12 protein-coding genes and 1 pseudogene are annotated in these 15,659 nt (G+C 54.2%); 2 read left to right on the forward strand and 11 right to left on the reverse strand.

Features of this window, described 5'->3' with window-relative positions:
* Positions 1-5: 5 nt before the first annotated feature.
* The 11 genes and pseudogenes from ABS784_RS01770 to ABS784_RS01820 form a co-directional block, all read right to left on the reverse strand.
* Positions 6-1,064 (reverse strand): phosphotransferase family protein, encoded by a 1,059-nt coding sequence (locus tag ABS784_RS01770; protein ID WP_011230532.1) that lies wholly within the window; start codon positions 1,062-1,064, stop codon positions 6-8.
* Between the two features lie 98 nt (positions 1,065-1,162).
* Positions 1,163-1,747 (reverse strand): TetR/AcrR family transcriptional regulator, encoded by a 585-nt coding sequence (locus ABS784_RS01775; RefSeq protein WP_352511249.1) that lies wholly within the window; start codon positions 1,745-1,747, stop codon positions 1,163-1,165.
* A gap of 93 nt (positions 1,748-1,840) precedes the next feature.
* A complete protein-coding gene (locus ABS784_RS01780; protein WP_011230530.1) occupies positions 1,841-3,460 on the reverse strand; it encodes a long-chain-fatty-acid--CoA ligase in 1,620 nt (539 codons plus the stop codon).
* Positions 3,461-3,481: 21 nt separating this feature from the next.
* Positions 3,482-4,264, reverse strand: a complete 783-nt coding sequence (locus ABS784_RS01785) for an SDR family oxidoreductase (RefSeq protein WP_011230529.1) — start codon at positions 4,262-4,264, stop codon at positions 3,482-3,484.
* An 18-nt stretch (positions 4,265-4,282) separates the two neighbouring features.
* A complete protein-coding gene (locus ABS784_RS01790; protein WP_011230528.1) occupies positions 4,283-5,494 on the reverse strand; it encodes an acyl-CoA dehydrogenase in 1,212 nt (403 codons plus the stop codon).
* A gap of 174 nt (positions 5,495-5,668) precedes the next feature.
* Positions 5,669-6,544 (reverse strand): annotated as a pseudogene (locus ABS784_RS01795) (NAD(P)-dependent oxidoreductase); the annotation flags it as partial.
* Between the two features lie 17 nt (positions 6,545-6,561).
* On the reverse strand, positions 6,562-7,347 hold the full coding sequence (locus ABS784_RS01800; RefSeq protein WP_011230526.1) for an SDR family oxidoreductase: 786 nt from the start codon (positions 7,345-7,347) through the stop codon (positions 6,562-6,564).
* Positions 7,348-7,449: 102 nt separating this feature from the next.
* Positions 7,450-7,668 (reverse strand): hypothetical protein, encoded by a 219-nt coding sequence (locus ABS784_RS01805; RefSeq protein WP_014195324.1) that lies wholly within the window; start codon positions 7,666-7,668, stop codon positions 7,450-7,452.
* A 119-nt stretch (positions 7,669-7,787) separates the two neighbouring features.
* Positions 7,788-9,056 (reverse strand): 2-oxoglutarate dehydrogenase complex dihydrolipoyllysine-residue succinyltransferase, encoded by a 1,269-nt coding sequence (gene odhB, locus ABS784_RS01810; protein WP_352511252.1) that lies wholly within the window; start codon positions 9,054-9,056, stop codon positions 7,788-7,790.
* A 31-nt stretch (positions 9,057-9,087) separates the two neighbouring features.
* On the reverse strand, positions 9,088-11,940 hold the full coding sequence (locus ABS784_RS01815) for a 2-oxoglutarate dehydrogenase E1 component (protein WP_352511254.1): 2,853 nt from the start codon (positions 11,938-11,940) through the stop codon (positions 9,088-9,090).
* 603 nt (positions 11,941-12,543) lie between these two features.
* Positions 12,544-14,520, reverse strand: coding sequence for a methyl-accepting chemotaxis protein (locus ABS784_RS01820; protein ID WP_352511256.1), 1,977 nt, complete (start codon positions 14,518-14,520; stop codon positions 12,544-12,546).
* Between the two features lie 151 nt (positions 14,521-14,671).
* Here ABS784_RS01820 and ABS784_RS01825 point away from each other — a divergent pair, with 151 nt between their 5' ends.
* Together ABS784_RS01825 and ABS784_RS01830 are read left to right on the forward strand one after the other, a co-directional pair.
* Positions 14,672-14,869 (forward strand): YbxH family protein, encoded by a 198-nt coding sequence (locus tag ABS784_RS01825; protein WP_096225601.1) that lies wholly within the window; start codon positions 14,672-14,674, stop codon positions 14,867-14,869.
* Positions 14,870-14,946: 77 nt separating this feature from the next.
* Positions 14,947-15,627, forward strand: a complete 681-nt coding sequence (locus tag ABS784_RS01830; protein WP_131873130.1) for a GNAT family N-acetyltransferase — start codon at positions 14,947-14,949, stop codon at positions 15,625-15,627.
* The last annotated feature ends 32 nt before the right edge of the window (positions 15,628-15,659 follow it).

Genomic DNA, 15,659 nt, shown 5'->3' on the forward strand with positions numbered 1-15,659 from the left:
CCGCCTCACCGTCCTGTCGCCAGCTGCCATGCATGCTCAATGAGCGCTTCGACAAACTGGCCAAAATGGCGAAACCGCTCATCGTTCGTCTGTCCGCGGCGGTAGCGGTAATAAATTTGCTGGCAAATGACCGCTAATTTAAAGTAGGCAAACGTTAAATAAACGTGTATATCGGACACATCACGGCCGCTTTTTTTGGCATATGCCTCAATAAACTGTTCGCGCGTATAAAAACCGGGACGGACGGTGACCGGCGCGCGGCCAAACCCACTTTTAATGAGTGGAGGATCGTCTTCCTCAATCCAATAACTCATGGCCACCGCCAAATCGGCAAGCGGATCCCCGACCGTCGACATCTCCCAATCAAACAGCCCAACCATTTTGGTGATGTCGTCTTTGGCAAACAAAGCGTTATTCAGCTTAAAATCGTAATGGATTACGGTTGCTTCGCGCTGCGGTGGAATATGAGAAGCGAGCCACTTCATCAGCGCCTCGGCTTCCGGAATATCATCCGTCTTGGCCCGCTCATAGCGCTGGATCCATCCGTGCACTTGCCGTTCCATAAACCCATCCGGCTTTACCATCTGAACGAGGCGTGTGTTCGTATAATCAATTTGATGGATACGGACAAGCGTCTCGACCATCGTCTCGGAAATGCCACGGCAAACCTCCTCCGTCGGAGTGATGCCATCGGGAAAATCACTGTCAATCACGACGCCATGCCGCCGCTCCATGACGAAAAACGGACTGCCGATCACCGATTCGTCTTCACAAAAATAGAATGGTTTCGGGGCGAGCGGGAACAGCGGATGGATTTCAGAAAGCCACGTGCTCTCCCGCTTCATATCGTGCGCTTTCGGCGGCACCGGGCCAAACGGCGGCCGGCGCAGCACCGCCTCCCACTCCCCACAGCGGAGCAAATACGTCAAATTCGACCGGCCGGCGGAAAATTGCTGGATCTCGAGCTCCCCATCCGGCATGTCCGGCAGCACCGTGCGCAAAAACTTGGCCAGCTTCCCTGCCGGCAGTTCTTCCCCCTTGCGCACTGGAATAATCGCTGTCATCTCCCTTTCCCCCCTTGGTCAACAATTCAAGCGCGCCATGCCGCCGCACGGGCAGCATCCATCGACACACATCGGCTCAGACTTGTTTGTCTCTCTTTTCACTCGGCTTTCGAGACAGACGGCGCGCTCATGCCATTAAGCAGAATCTCCACCATCTGCTTCGCCACCTCGGCATCGGTCAGCTCTCCGTCCGGGCGAAACCACTGGTAGCTCCAATTGGCCGCCCCAAGAACAGTAAGCGTGGCGATTGATGGCGACAAATCGCGGCGCAGTTCGCCGTTTTTCATTCCTTCCTCAATTAACGCCTGCAACCGTTGGCGAAACAAATCGCGCTTTTCTTTTACTTTTTGTAAATGCTCCTCACTCAAATGCTTCATTTCACGAAAAAAAATGCGAGCTTCCCTTCCTTGCCGCTCGACATTATGAATGAGCATGAAGATAATGTCATACAGCTTCTCCCGCAACGGGCGCCGTTTATCGCTTATAATGCGCTCCTCTTCGTCAAGCAGCCCTTCAATGTAGCGAAGGTGAATATCCATCAACAGTTCTTCTTTGCTTGTAAAATAGTAATAAAACGTCCCTTTTGTCACCCCGAGGGCGTCAACGATGTCTTGGATCGATGTTTCGCTGAACCCATTTTGTTCAAACAGCTCAATGCTGGCAGCCATAATTTTCTCCTTCATGTTTTTACACCTCTTGCCTAAAATGTAGTCGCTGCCAGCTATTGTACCATAAAACGGCCAAGCCTGCTTGGGACTTGGCCGAAAGCCGCGCCGTTATTGCGAGTGGGATGCTTCTTCACGCAAGGCGCGGCGCAAAATTTTCCCGACGTTCGTCTTCGGCAGTTCGGCACGGAACTCGACAATGCGCGGCACTTTGTACGCCGCTAAGTTTTTTCGGCAATGGGCAAGAATTTCTTCTTCGCTTGCCTGCATTCCATCTTTTAAAACGATAATCGCCTTCACCGTTTCGCCGCGGTACGGATCAGGCACACCAACTGCCGCCGCCTCTTTCACCGCTGGATGTTCGTACAGCACTTCTTCGATTTCACGCGGATAAATGTTATAGCCGCCGGCGATGATCAGATCTTTTTTCCGGTCGACAATCGTCACATACCCTTCCTCGTCAATCGAAGCCAAATCGCCAGTGTACAGCCATCCGTCACGCAGCGCCGCCGCCGTTTCTTCCGGCATGTTCCAATAGCCTTTCATCACTTGCGGTCCACGGATAATCAGCTCGCCGACTTCGCCTGGCGGCAGCTCTTGCGTGCCAGTCGCCACATCGACGACTTTGTACTCGGTCAGCGGCATGCCGATGCCGACCGTGCCCGGCTTGCGCGCCGCAAACGGCGGATTGCAATGCGTCACTGGCGAGGCTTCGGACAAGCCGTATCCTTCAAGGATAACCGCTCCCGTTTTCGCTTCGAAATCGCGCATCAATTCAAGCGGCATCGGCGCGCTGCCGCTGTTGCACGTTTTAATGCTACTGATGCCGTATTGCTCGACTCCAGGAGTATTTGTAATAGCGACATACATCGTCGGCACGCCTGGAAACACGGTCGGCTGCTTGTCGCGAATCGTCTCCAACACTTCTTTCAGCTCAAAGCGCGGCAGCAAAATGTTTTCCGCTCCTTGGTAAATGGCCAAGTTCATTCCCGACGTCATCGCGAACACGTGGAACAACGGGATGACAGTTAAATATCGCTCTTTCCCGAACTCAAATGTCCCTTTGAAAAATTCGGCGCATTGCAAGACGTTGGCGAAAATGTTGCGATGGGTGAGCATCGCCCCTTTTGAGCGCCCTGTCGTCCCGCCAGTATATTGCAACACAGCGACGTCATGCGTTGATTCGATCGACACCGGGCGCACAGCTCCGCTTCCTGCAGCAAGAAATTCGTCAAACGTGACATCTCCTTCAGCCAGCGAAACGGATGGCGGCGCTCCGAAGCTGACAGTGATCGCTTGTTTGACGGCTGTCTCCCCTCTGACAGCGGCAAGGCGCGGATAAAGCGGTTCATAAATGACGATCGTCTCGGCGCCGGAGTCTTTGAGCAAATAGGCAAGTTCGCGCTCAACAAGCATCGGGTTCACTTGTGTGACGATCGCGCCCGCCTGCAAAATGCCGTAGTAAGCGATGACATACTGCGGGCAGTTCGGCAGCATAATCGCGACGCGGTCGCCTTTTTGCACCCCAAGCGCCTGCAGGCTTGAGGTGAAACGGTTGACCGCCGCCTCAAGCTCGGCATAGGTGATCGTCTTGTCGTAAAATGTCAGCGCCGGCTGGGAGCCGAATTCCGCCGCTCGTTCATGCAGTACATCGCATACCGTTTTGTCGGGAATATCCATATAGAACGAAATGTGTTCCGGATAAAGAGACAACGCCCGTTTTTCGCTCATTTGCGTTTCCCCCTTTTTTAATTAAATGCCGGTCGCATGGCTGCCGCCGTCAACGACGAGGAGCGCGCCCGTGACAAAGGCGGACGCCGGGGAAGCGAGAAACAAGACGGCCCCTTTCAAGTCATCTTCGCCGCCAAAGCGGCCGAGCGGCGTATGCTCGAGCACTTTTTTCCCAACGCGTTCAAGAACGACTTTTGACATTTTCGTCGGGAAAAAGCCCGGCGCCACCGCGTTGACGCGAATGCCGTGCTTCCCCCATTTGGCTGCTAGGTCCCTCGTAAACGTAATAACCGCCCCTTTGCTCGTGTTGTAGCCGATCGTATTTAAAATGTCCGGGTGCGTGCCGCCAAGGCCAGCGACGGAAGCGATATTGATGATGGAACCGCCGGTTTGTTTGGCGATCATCACCTTGCCGACCGCCTGGCTCATGAGAAACGTGCCGGTAACGTTGACGTTGATCACCTTTTGCCATGCCTCAAGCGGCATTTCCTCGACCGGCGCTCCCCACGTCGCTCCGCTGTTGTTGACTAAAATGTCGATGCCGCCAAACTCTTTGACGGTCGTTTCGACGACATGTTTGACCTCCTCCGGATTCGTCACATCGCACCGCAGCGCCAGCGAACGGACGCCGAGCTGTTCAAGCTTTTCTTTCACTTGCTCGCACGCTTCCACTTTCCGCGAACAAACGACGACGTTCGCCCCGGCTTCGGCAAGACCGACGGCAATTTGCTCGCCGAGCCCGCGCCCACCGCCAGTGACAATGGCGGTTTTCCCCTCGATTTTAAATAAGTCCAACACATGCATACGACCACTTCCTCTCCCTTATTGTTGATATTGCCGCAATTCAAGCTTGGCAACTTGCTCTTTATGCACTTCGTCCGGCCCATCGGCCAGACGGAGCGTGCGCGAGTTCGCCCACATGGCGGCAAGCGGAAAATCGTTGCTCACCCCAGCGGCGCCAAACGCCTGAATGGCACGGTCGATGACCTTCAAAGCGACATTGGGCGCCACCACTTTAATCATCGCAATTTCTTTGCGCGCCGCTTTGTTGCCGACCGTATCCATCATGTACGCCGCCTTTAGCGTCAGCAAGCGCGCCTGCTCGATCTCAATGCGCGACTGGGCGATCCACTCGCGGATGACACCGTGTTCAGCGAGCGGCTTGCCGAACGCCACCCGCGACTGTACGCGCCGGCACATGAGTTCAAGCGCTCGCTCCGCCGCTCCGATGAGGCGCATGCAATGGTGGATCCGTCCCGGGCCAAGCCGGCCTTGAGCGATGGCGAACCCTTTTCCTTCGCCCCAAATGATGTTTTCTTTCGGCACGCGCACATGGTCATACGTAATTTCGGCATGCCCGTGCGGCGCATGGTCAAAGCCGAACACCGGCAGCATCCGTTCGATTTTCACGCCCGGCGTATCAAGCGGAACGATGATCATCGACTGTTGCTCATGTTTTGGCGCATCGGGGTTCGTTTTTCCCATCACGATGGCGACTTTGCAGCGCGGGTCGCCGGCGCCAGACGACCACCATTTCCGTCCGGTGATGACATACTCATCGCCGTCGCGAACGATCGAAGCGCGAATGTTCGTCGCATCGCTCGACGCGACATCCGGCTCCGTCATCGAAAAGCACGAGCGGATTTCTCCGTTCAAGAGCGGGATGAGCCACTTTTTCTTTTGCTCCTCTGTGCCATAGCGGACGAGCACTTCCATATTGCCCGTATCGGGCGCATTGCAGTTGAACACTTCCGGGGCGATGAGCGAGCGGCCCATTATTTCGCAAAGCGGCGCGTACTCCACATTCGTTAATCCCGCGCCGTATTCGCTGTCTGGCAAAAACAAATTCCAAAGCCCTTCTTTTTTCGCCTTTTCCTTCAATTCTTCGATGATCGGCGGCACGCCCGACCATCTCGACTCTTGTGTGTTCAGCTGCTCCTCATACACCCTCTCGTTCGGATAAATGTAATCCTCCATGAAAGCGCTTAATTTTTTGATCAACTCTTTCACTTTTGGTGAATAAGAAAAGTCCATATGCTCCCCTCCCTTTTATACTAACCGGTTGGTATGTTGTTTCTACTTTTACTATACCTCTACAAGAGGAAATATTCAATATTTTTCGATAAATACATCCGAATTTGCGCTTCCCATCTCCCCTGCTTCGCTGAGAAGACAGAGAAGATAAAAAAGGGCGAACAACCGCCCCGATTACGCCTTAACATACCGCTTGTATAGCGCTTGCGTGCCGCTGTTTTCCTCACCGGCTTGCGCCAACTCTTCGTACAGTTGCTTGGCGAGCGCCAGGCCTGGCAGCGGCAAGTTCATCCGCTCGGCTTCCTCAAGCGCAATTTTCATATCTTTAATGAAATGCTTGACGTAAAACCCAGGAGCAAAATCTCCTGACAACATGCGCGGCGCCAAGTTGCTCAGCGACCAGCTGCCGGCTGCCCCTTTGGCGATGCTTTCCAACACTTTGAATGGATCAAGACCAGCCCGCTTCGCATACGCCATTGCCTCGCACACCCCAATCATGTTCGTCGCGATGGCAATTTGGTTGCACATTTTCGTATGCTGGCCGGCTCCAGCTCCTCCTTGCCGCACGATGTTCGTGCCAAGCCGCTCGAGAATCGGCTTGCACGCCAAAAAGACGTCCTCATCACCGCCGACCATAATCGTCAACGTTCCTTCGCGCGCGCCGATGTCGCCGCCGGACACCGGGGCGTCCAAAGCATGGATGCCCTTTTGCTTGGCCGCCTCGTAAATCGATTGCGCGAGCGTCGGCGTTGACGTCGTCATATCGATGACATATGTTCCCGGCCGCGCATTCTCCAAAATGCCACCCTCGCCGAAATACACTTGCTCGACATCGCGCGGATCGCCAACCATCGTCATGACGACATCCGCCTCCCGCGCCAAATCAGCAACCGTTTCCTTCCAAACCGCTCCTTCTTGAAGCAAGTCTTCCGCCTTTTCTTTTGTGCGTGTATAAGCTAGAAGTGGATAGCCCGCCTTCAGCAAGTGGCGCGCCATGCTTTTCCCCATGACGCCAAGGCCGATGAATCCGATCGTTTTCATCCGGTCTTCCCTCCTGTCGGTTTGCCTTAAATCGCCTTCACCATGCCGCCATCGACAATGAGCGCTTGACCAGTAACGTACGAATTCGCTTCGGACAGCAAGAAGACGACGACATTGGCAAACTCTTCAGGGGTTCCGTAGCGGCCGAGCGGAATGGCGCTTTTCATGCGCGCTTCCATTTCTTCTTTCGTAATGCCGAGTTTCTCGGCATTCACTTTGTCCAAAAAGGCGACGCGCTCCGTCGCGATCCGACCAGGAGCCACCGTATTGATTAAAATGCCATCCGGAGCCAGCTCAACAGCAAGCGTTTTCGTCAGCCCAACGATGCCAGTGCGGAACGTGTTGGATAAAATAAGCCCCGGAATCGGCTCTTTAATCGATGATGAGGCGATGTTGACAATTTTTCCTCCCTTTTTCTTTAAGTAAGGGAGCGCTTCGCGAATGAGGCGAATATAGCTTAACAAATTGAGCTCAAACGCATATTGCCAGTCTTCGTCGCTCACCGTTTCAAACGTTCCCGCCGGAGGGCCGCCGGCGTTGTTGACGAGCAAATCGATCGTCCCAAACGTCTCGACCGTTTTGGCGACAAGCTGGCGAATGTCGTCGGCGTTGGTGACATCTGTGCGCGTATAAGCGACGCGTCCCTTATGTAAACTGTTCAATTCTTCCGCCACTTCGTGCAACTTTTCTTCGTTTCGGCTCGTGATCATCACGTTTGTTCCTTCAAGCACAAGCGCTCGCGCAATCGCCTTGCCAAGCCCTTGGCTCGAGGCAGCGACAAGCGCCGTTTTTCCCGCCAATCCAAGTTCCATCGTCATCCCTCCAACAAAAGAATGGGTGTTAAGTAATTATATTCGCGATCATTCGTCATTTTCCTTCTTTCGATCAGCGAAAAAAGTGATCCGCTGGGCGGATCACCTCTCTTCGAAAAACGACTGAAACCGTTTCATCCCTTCCTCGACATTAAGGCGGTCAACGTGAAACGGATTCGGATTGGCATCCTTCATCGGATCAGCATCAGTCCGCACCCCAATCGCCTCGGCGCCGTCGGCGGTCGGATCGTTGATGACGCTTTCGCGGGCGCCGTCGCGGTAAAACATGTGCGGGTGATCGTTTCGTCCACGCTCTGGCATCAAATTCCCCCCTTTTTTCCGGTAGTGTTCCGTAAGACATGGAAAATCATTCACCGATCAGGGAAAGGCGGGGAAAAAGAAAGAGCCCGCGCATCGCAGGCTCCCCTTTTCCTTCCTAATCAACTTTCAAGCAGCAAATCTTCCGGATTTTCGATCAAGTCTTTCACCGTTTTTAAGAACCCTACGGCCTCTTTGCCATCGATGATGCGGTGGTCGTATGACAAGGCGACGTACATCATGGGACGGTTTTCGATCCGCTCTTCATCGACGGCGACCGGACGCAGTTTGATCGAATGCATCCCTAAAATGCCGACTTGCGGCCCGTTGAGAAGCGGGGTCGACAGAAGCGAACCGAACACACCGCCGTTCGTGATCGTAAACGTGCCGCCTTGCAAATCGGCGAGCGACAACTTGTTGCTGCGCGCTTTCGCTGCCAATTCGGCAATGTCGCGCTCAATTTCAGCGAAGTTTTTCCGGTCGCAGTCGCGCACAACCGGAACGACAAGCCCTTCGTCCGTCGACACGGCGACGCCGATATCATAATATTTTTTCAACAAAATTTCGTCGCCTTGAATTTCCGCGTTGACGTACGGATATTTTTTCAGCGCGGCGACAGCCGCTTTGACGAAAAATGACATAAAGCCGAGGCGGACGTCATGCTCTTCGAAAAATTTATCTTTTTTCCGCTTGCGCAAATCGATGACCGCCGACATGTCAATTTCGTTAAATGTCGTCAACATCGCGGTCGTTTGCGTCACTTCCAGCAGCCGTTTGGCGATCGTTTGCCGACGGCGCGACATTTTTTCGCGGATGACCGGCTTGCCGGCCTCAGCGGTTGGAACGGCGGCCGGCGTCGACGTCGGCGCGGCTTGCGGCGCCGGCTGCGGAGCGGCGGCCGGCTGGGCGGCAAACGAGGCGACGTCTTGTTTGCGCACGCGTCCAAGCGGATCAACGGTCGGCACTTGCGTCAAGTCGATCCCTTTTTCACGCGCCATTTTCCGAGCAGCCGGCGAAGCAATCGGTCGTTGGCCTGGCGCTTGGGCAACCGCAACCGGCTGCGGCGCTGGCTGCTCAGCACGGTCGACCGGCACAGCCGGTTTTGGTTCCTCGGCCAGCTGCGGCGCCTTCTCTGGTGCAGGCGGTGCCGACGCCGCTCCTTCTCCGATAATGGCGATCGCTTGACCGACCGCAACCGTATCGCCTTCATTGGCAAGCAGCTGTTGCAAAACACCCGACTCTTCCGCCATAATTTCCACGTTCACTTTATCCGTTTCAAGCTCGCAAATCGATTCTCCTTTTTCCACGTAGTCGCCCGGTTTTTTCAGCCATTGGGCGATCGTTCCCTCCGTGATGGATTCTGCTAACTCTGGGACTTTGATCTCAGCCACGTTGATGCCCTCCTCAAATGTTCCGTAGTCATCATTCATGCTTCGTCAATGCACATCGGATGATGCGCTCTTGCTCTTTTCGGTGGACGACCGGATCGCCTTCCGCCGGGCTGGCCCGCCGGCGCCGCCCAATGTAGCTGACATCGACACCCTCTGGAGCCAACGCCCGCAGGCGCGGTTCCATATACAGCCATGCCCCCATGTTTTTCGGTTCTTCTTGCACCCAGACGAGCTCTTTGACATTCGGATAGCGGGCGATGATGTCTTTCACCGCTTCTTCCGGGAACGGATACAGCTCTTCAATGCGCACGATATGCAGCCAGTCAAGACCTTCCATTTTGCCGATTTGTTCCGCCAAATCGATCATCAATTTTCCGGTGCCAAACACGATGCGTTCCACTTTGCCAGCGTCAGCGCCCAATCCCGGCTGTTCGAGCACCGGCGAGAACGCACCGTCAACGAACACTTCCGCATCGGACGCTGCCAGCGGATGGCGGAGCAAGCTTTTTGGCGTCATAATGATGAGCGGACGCACTTCTTCTCTTGTCAACAGCGCCGCCTGCCGCCGCAAAATATGGAAATATTGCGCGGCCGTCGATAAGTTGGCAACCGTCCAGTTGTTTTCCGCCGCCAGCTGCAAAAAGCGCTCGACGCGGCCGCTTGAATGTTCAGGGCCTTGCCCTTCGTAGCCGTGCGGCAAGAGCATGACAAGCCCGGATTTTTGCCCCCATTTCGCCCGGCCGGATGAAATGAATTGATCAAACATCACTTGCGCCATGTTGGCGAAGTCGCCAAATTGTGCTTCCCAAAGCACGAGCGTCTCCGGCGCGTAAACGTTGTAGCCGTATTCATAGCCGAGCACGGCGGCTTCCGTCAGCGGGCTGTTGTACACGACAAACGACGCTTTGGCGCCGCTGATGTGGTGAAGCGGCACATACTCTTCTCCGGTTTTCACGTCATGGAGCACCAAATGGCGCTGCGCAAACGTGCCGCGCTGCGAATCTTGCCCGGTCAAGCGGATCGGCACGCCGTCTTGCAAAATCGTGGCAAACGCTAAAATTTCCGCGTGCGCCCAATCGACTTTGCCGTTTTGCGCAAACACGCCGCTTCGCCGTTTTAAAATGCGCTCAAGCTTGTTAAAGACGTTGAATCCATCCGGAAACTGCAGCAATTCTTCGTTCACCCGATGGAGCACGTCTTTCGCCACGCCCGTTTTCACTTCCGGCAGCCGATCGACGACCGGTTTGGGCGGATCCATGATGAAATCAAGCTCGTCTTCGTTTTTCGGCACCCGTTCGTAGGCGATTTTCAGCCGTTCGGCCACCTCTTGCTCCATTTCGTCGACTTCCCGCTCGGTGATGATCCCTTTTTCCATCAATTTTTGCGCATACAGCTGGCGCACGGTCGGATGTTGGTTGATGATCGCGTACATCGTCGGGTTCGTCGCCATCGGCTCATCCATTTCATTATGACCGAAACGGCGGTAACCGATTAGGTCAATGACAAAGTCTTTTTTAAACCGCTGGCGGTAGGCAAACGCCAAGCATGCGGCCGCCAAACAAGCCTCCGGGTCGTCGGCATTGACGTGCACAATCGGCACCTCAAACCCTTTCGCCATATCGGAAGCATACGTCGTCGAGCGTGAATCGTAACTCTCCGTCGTAAAGCCGATCATGTTATTGGCGATGATATGGATCGTCCCGCCGGTCGTATAGCCGCGCAGCTGGCTTAAGTTGAGCGTTTCCGCGACGATCCCTTGTCCCGGGAACGCGGCATCGCCGTGAATCAAGATGGCAAACGACGCATCAGTATTTTGCACCGGCACGCCTGGTTTTGTCCGATCTTCTTGCGCGGCGCGCGTGTAGCCAAGCACAACCGGATTGACCACTTCGAGATGGCTTGGGTTGTTAGCGAGCGTAATCCGCATCGTATGCGCGCTTTTATTGCGAAGGCGGCGCGCCGCCCCTAAGTGGTATTTGACATCGCCCGTCCACCCGTACGTGATCGCCACTGACCCTTCAGACGGAATGAAATTTTTGCTTTCCGCATGCTGAAACTCGGCGAAAATCATTTCGTACGGCTTGCCGAGCACATGGGCAAGCACATTCAGCCGGCCGCGGTGCGCCATGCCGATGTTGACAGCGTCGATTTCATGTTCGATCGCTTGGCGGACGAGCTCATCCAAAAGCGGCACCATGGAATCAAGCCCTTCGATCGAAAACCGTTTTTGCCCGACATACGTCCGGTGGATGAACTTTTCAAACCCTTCCACTTCCGTCAGGCGGCGCAACAAAGCGACCCGCTCTTTGTTCGCCAAGCTCGGGTAATACGCTCCGGACTCGATTTGCTGAATGAGCCAGTTCCTCTCTTCGAGATTATGTACTTGCGAGAATTCGAACGCGATTTTGTCCGTGTAAATTTTGCGCAAATGCAAGATGGCATCCCAGCCGTTTTTGACATGCGCCGGAGCGTGCGGGCAAAGAAACGCGACCGGAATGCGCTTTAAGTCCTCTTCGGTTAAGTCGTATTCGTCAAGCTCCAAGCGGCGCAGCTTTTTCTCCTTTTTGACAAGCGGATTCGTATCGGCAACCAGATGGCCATAATGGCGAATGCTGTCCGCCAGCTTGACGGCAGCGACAAGCTTGCTGAAAATCGTCGGCGTCTCCGGCAGCCGGAACGTTTGATGCGTTTTGGCTGTTTCGTCATCCGCAGGAGAAACCGGTTCTTCCAAGACCGGCGCCCCCCACTGTTCGAACAATTGTTTCAGTTCCGGGTCGATGCTGTTAGGGTCATCGAGATACTGTTCGTACATTTCGATGACATAACCGAGGTTCGGCCCGTAAAACTGGCTCCACGGTTGAGCGTAGTTCGTCTGTTTTGCCATCGTGAAAAAACCTCCACCTTGTTTTCGCATCGTTCGGGCTGGGCAACAGCTATGCATGAAAGTCCTCATTTAGCTGCCAGTATCCCCAAACGTACAGCAAAATAACAGTATAAACGTTTTCACTGTTTATTTTAGCACTATCGCCCACTAAAATCGACGAAGAAGCTGAAAAAATTTCACTTATTATCATTGTATGAATAGAAAAAAGATCGTGACTGCACGGCGGCGGAACATTCGCGATTTTAAGCAAACGCCGACCGACATTCATCTCCCGCTTATTTTTGGACTGCACCCTGTACAAAGCGAAAGTGAAAGTCTCCTATTCGAAAATGATTGAACGCTCTCTTGCCTGCGCAAACGTTTAGCGGTGGGAGATTCTTTGGAACAACCGCTCCACGACAGGCTTGCCAGCCAAGCCATCCTCGTGTGTCCCACGGTTCCGTTGTCTTACGAAGACAGCAAGCGAAATCCTTCTTTATTTTGGGCGGCGTTAGGGAACATCCTTGATGCTTCATCCCCCACTTACGCACGCGGAAATGGGAGCCTTCTCGGCTGGAGATGATAAAAAAGGCGCCCCGTTGCCGCTAGGACGCCTTCCATTTTTTATGAAATCTTAAACTTCTCAACCAGTTGTTTCAACTGCCGGCTCATTTCGCTTAACGCCTCCGCCGATTCGGTCACCGTCGAAAGCGCCTGCAACTGATCATCAGCCGAAGCAGCCACTTCTTCCGCCGCTGCCGCTGCTTGTTGGGCGATGGCGGCGATGTTTTGCATCGCCCCGACGACATCGTCTTTGCTCGCGTTCATCCGCTTTGCTTCCTCCATAATCCCAGCGAGCGCTGTTGCCACTTGCTCCATCATGCCAGTGATTTTGACAAATGAATCGCCGGTCGTGTGCACCGCTTCCCGCTGTTCGTCGTACGCCTGCTTGGAGCGGCGGACCGCCTCCATCACCAGCCCGGCTTGCTGCTGGATGGCGGCGATCGTCGCGCGGATCATCTCCGTCGCTTTCGCGGATTGTTCGGCCAGCTTGCGCACCTCATCGGCGACAACGGCAAACCCTTTCCCATGCTCGCCAGCCCGCGCCGCCTCGATGCTGGCGTTTAACGCCAGCAAATTCGTCTGTCCGGAAATGGCCGTGATCGTTTGAATGACACCGTCAATTTCATCCATCTTTTTCACAAGGTCGCTAATGACATTTTCTACAGACTCGAGTTCATTTTTCGCTTCCTCCGATTTTTTCTGCAAAATGTTTAAATGCTCCAAGCCGTCGTAGCTCGCGGTTTTCGTTTCATCGGACAGCGACTCCATGCCAGCCGTCGCATTCGTGACCGCTTCGATTTGCTGCGACAGCGCCGTCGTCCGCTCATTGATCGTATCAAGGCTTCCTGCTTGATCGGTCGTTCCTTTGGCGATTTCGCCGATCGCTTTCGCCACTTGTTCGCTTGTGGCCATCGTTTCTTCGGAGACAGCGCTCAAATGGTCGGCCGAAACGGCCAATTCATTGACCGAGCGGTTCACCTCGCTAATCAGCATCCGCATATGGTCGATCATGTCATTGAAGTGGCGGGCGAGGCGGCCAATCTCATCTTTGGCAGTGATGCGCGCGTGCACCGTCAAGTCGCCGCCCGCCGCCTTTTCGACTTGCTCTTGCAGCGCAGCAATCGGCCTTGTGATCGAACGCGCCAAGAAATAGACGGCAACAAGCGCTACAACGAGCGCAATGACGGTAATGACAAGCATGTTCTTCCCAATGGAACGGCTCATGGCGGCTAAGTCTGCTTCTTTATAGACGGCGCCGACTTTCCAGCCGAGCTCCGGAATCGTAGTGAAATACATGACCCGTTGTTCCCCGTCTAGTTCATATTCCCGCATCCCTTTTTTATGTTCGAGCATATAGCGGACCGTCGCGTTTTTCGCCATATTTTTTCCTTTGTATTGCGGATGGACGACCGCCGTCCCCTTCGCGTCAAACAGCACCGGATAGCCGTGATAGCCGACGTCGCTCGCATTGACGATTCTCGTCACCGCATCGAGCGTCATATCGATGCCAATGACCGCAACAATGCGGCCGTTTTCGCTCACTGCTTTGGCCAACGTCACAACGTGCTTGCCGGTAATGGCATCGACATAAGGTTCGGTCCACACGACTTCATCCGGCCGCTTCATCGCTTCTTTATACCACGGGCGGCTCGTCGGATCGTATCCGTCCGGGAGCTCTGTCATCGGCGAGATGTACATTTTCTTCTGCTCAGTGCCAATATAGATGAATTGCACATTCTCATGCAGGCGCAAAAACGTACGAAACTGCTTTTCCATCTGCGGCCACGCTTTTTCATCGCTCACCATCTGCAAGGCGGACGGCGATTCACTAAACTGCACTAAGCTATTCTCCTCACTTTGAAAACTGTCGCGAATATCGCCAAGCAGTCCGTCAAGCGCCGTCTGCGCCCGTTGTTTCACATCAGCATCCACCATCTTCCGCATTTGCACAACCCCAACGAGTTGTGTTGCTGCCAATGAAATCACTAACAATAAAGCCATCAAGACGATCAATTTGCTGCGCAATGTCCGGAACACTCTCTATTTCTCCCCTCTGTTTCCTCTTTTTGTCGCACTAATTTTCATTATACAAAGGACGATTGGCCCCCGTCTATAGGAGGACCTTCTTAATTCATACATAACGAATCGACGCACATGAGACAATAAACGAGAGGAAGGTGAATGACAATTGGGCGCCATCGAACACGAAGGATATCGATTTGAGATCGAATACAGCGTCTTGCTGCAAAAAGGGGCGCTGCACGTTTATCGCGACGGTGAATTGATTGAGGAAATTGAGTTTGCATTTTGCGGCGAAAAGCCCGATGAACAGCAAATCGAAGCGCTTGTGAGCGAGTATGTCGAGCAAAAAGCCCGCGGCCGCTAACAGCGGCCGTTTTCTTTTCTTGCCATTTTTTCGAGTTTTCCGTTATGATGAGGGTAAAAAAAGCAAGGGGGATCGGCATGTACTATAAACGTTTATACGTCTTTGACGGCAACACCCCGCGCGAAGCGGTCATCCGCAACTATACGACAGACGACTTTGCTGATCTCATCCGCGTGCAGCAAGAAAGTTTTCCGCCCCCGTTTCCATCGGAGTTATGGTGGAACGAACAACAGCTTCACAACCATGTCACCTTGTTTCCCGAAGGAGCGCTTTGCGTCGAAGTCGGCGGGCGCATCGTCGGATCGATGACTGGCTTGATCGTTGACTTTGATCCAGCCCATACCGATCATACATGGGAAGAGATCACCGACGGCGGCTACATCCGCAACCACCGCCCGGATGGCAACACGCTTTATGTCGTCGACATTTGCGTCTCGCCGCCATACCGGAAGCTCGGCCTCGGCAAGTGGCTCATGCAGTCGATGTATGAAGTTGTCGTCCATCTCGGCCTCGACCGGCTGCTCGGCGGCGGGCGGATGCCTGGCTACCATCGACAGGCGGCTGAACTATCGCCGGAAGCATACATCGACAAAGTGGTTGCTGGCGAGCTGAACGATCCGGTCATTACGTTTTTGCTCCGCTGCGGGCGCACCCCGCTGGCGGTCGTTCACAATTATTTGGAAGATGAGGAATCGCGCAACTATGCCGTCCTGATGGAATGGCGCAATCCGTTCAAGCAAAAACAAGGACACAATTGACAGAAACGAAAAAAAGGAATCACCAGCATCGG

The sequence above is a fragment of the Geobacillus sp. G4 genome, from assembly GCF_040327975.1.
Taxonomy (GTDB): Bacteria; Bacillota; Bacilli; order Bacillales; family Anoxybacillaceae; genus Geobacillus; species Geobacillus thermoleovorans.

Coding starts and splice junctions, on each gene's coding strand:
- ABS784_RS01830 (WP_131873130.1), top strand. CDS start 14,947: ATGTACTATAAACGTTTATACGTCTTTGACGGCAACACCCCGCGCGAA.
- ABS784_RS01785 (WP_011230529.1), bottom strand. CDS start 4,264: ATGCATGTGTTGGACTTATTTAAAATCGAGGGGAAAACCGCCATTGTC.
- ABS784_RS01780 (WP_011230530.1), bottom strand. CDS start 3,460: ATGAGCGAAAAACGGGCGTTGTCTCTTTATCCGGAACACATTTCGTTC.
- ABS784_RS01805 (WP_014195324.1), bottom strand. CDS start 7,668: ATGCCAGAGCGTGGACGAAACGATCACCCGCACATGTTTTACCGCGAC.
- ABS784_RS01800 (WP_011230526.1), bottom strand. CDS start 7,347: ATGGAACTTGGATTGGCGGGAAAAACGGCGCTTGTCGCTGCCTCGAGC.
- ABS784_RS01790 (WP_011230528.1), bottom strand. CDS start 5,494: ATGGACTTTTCTTATTCACCAAAAGTGAAAGAGTTGATCAAAAAATTA.
- ABS784_RS01815 (WP_352511254.1), bottom strand. CDS start 11,940: ATGGCAAAACAGACGAACTACGCTCAACCGTGGAGCCAGTTTTACGGG.
- ABS784_RS01770 (WP_011230532.1), bottom strand. CDS start 1,064: ATGACAGCGATTATTCCAGTGCGCAAGGGGGAAGAACTGCCGGCAGGG.
- ABS784_RS01775 (WP_352511249.1), bottom strand. CDS start 1,747: ATGAAGGAGAAAATTATGGCTGCCAGCATTGAGCTGTTTGAACAAAAT.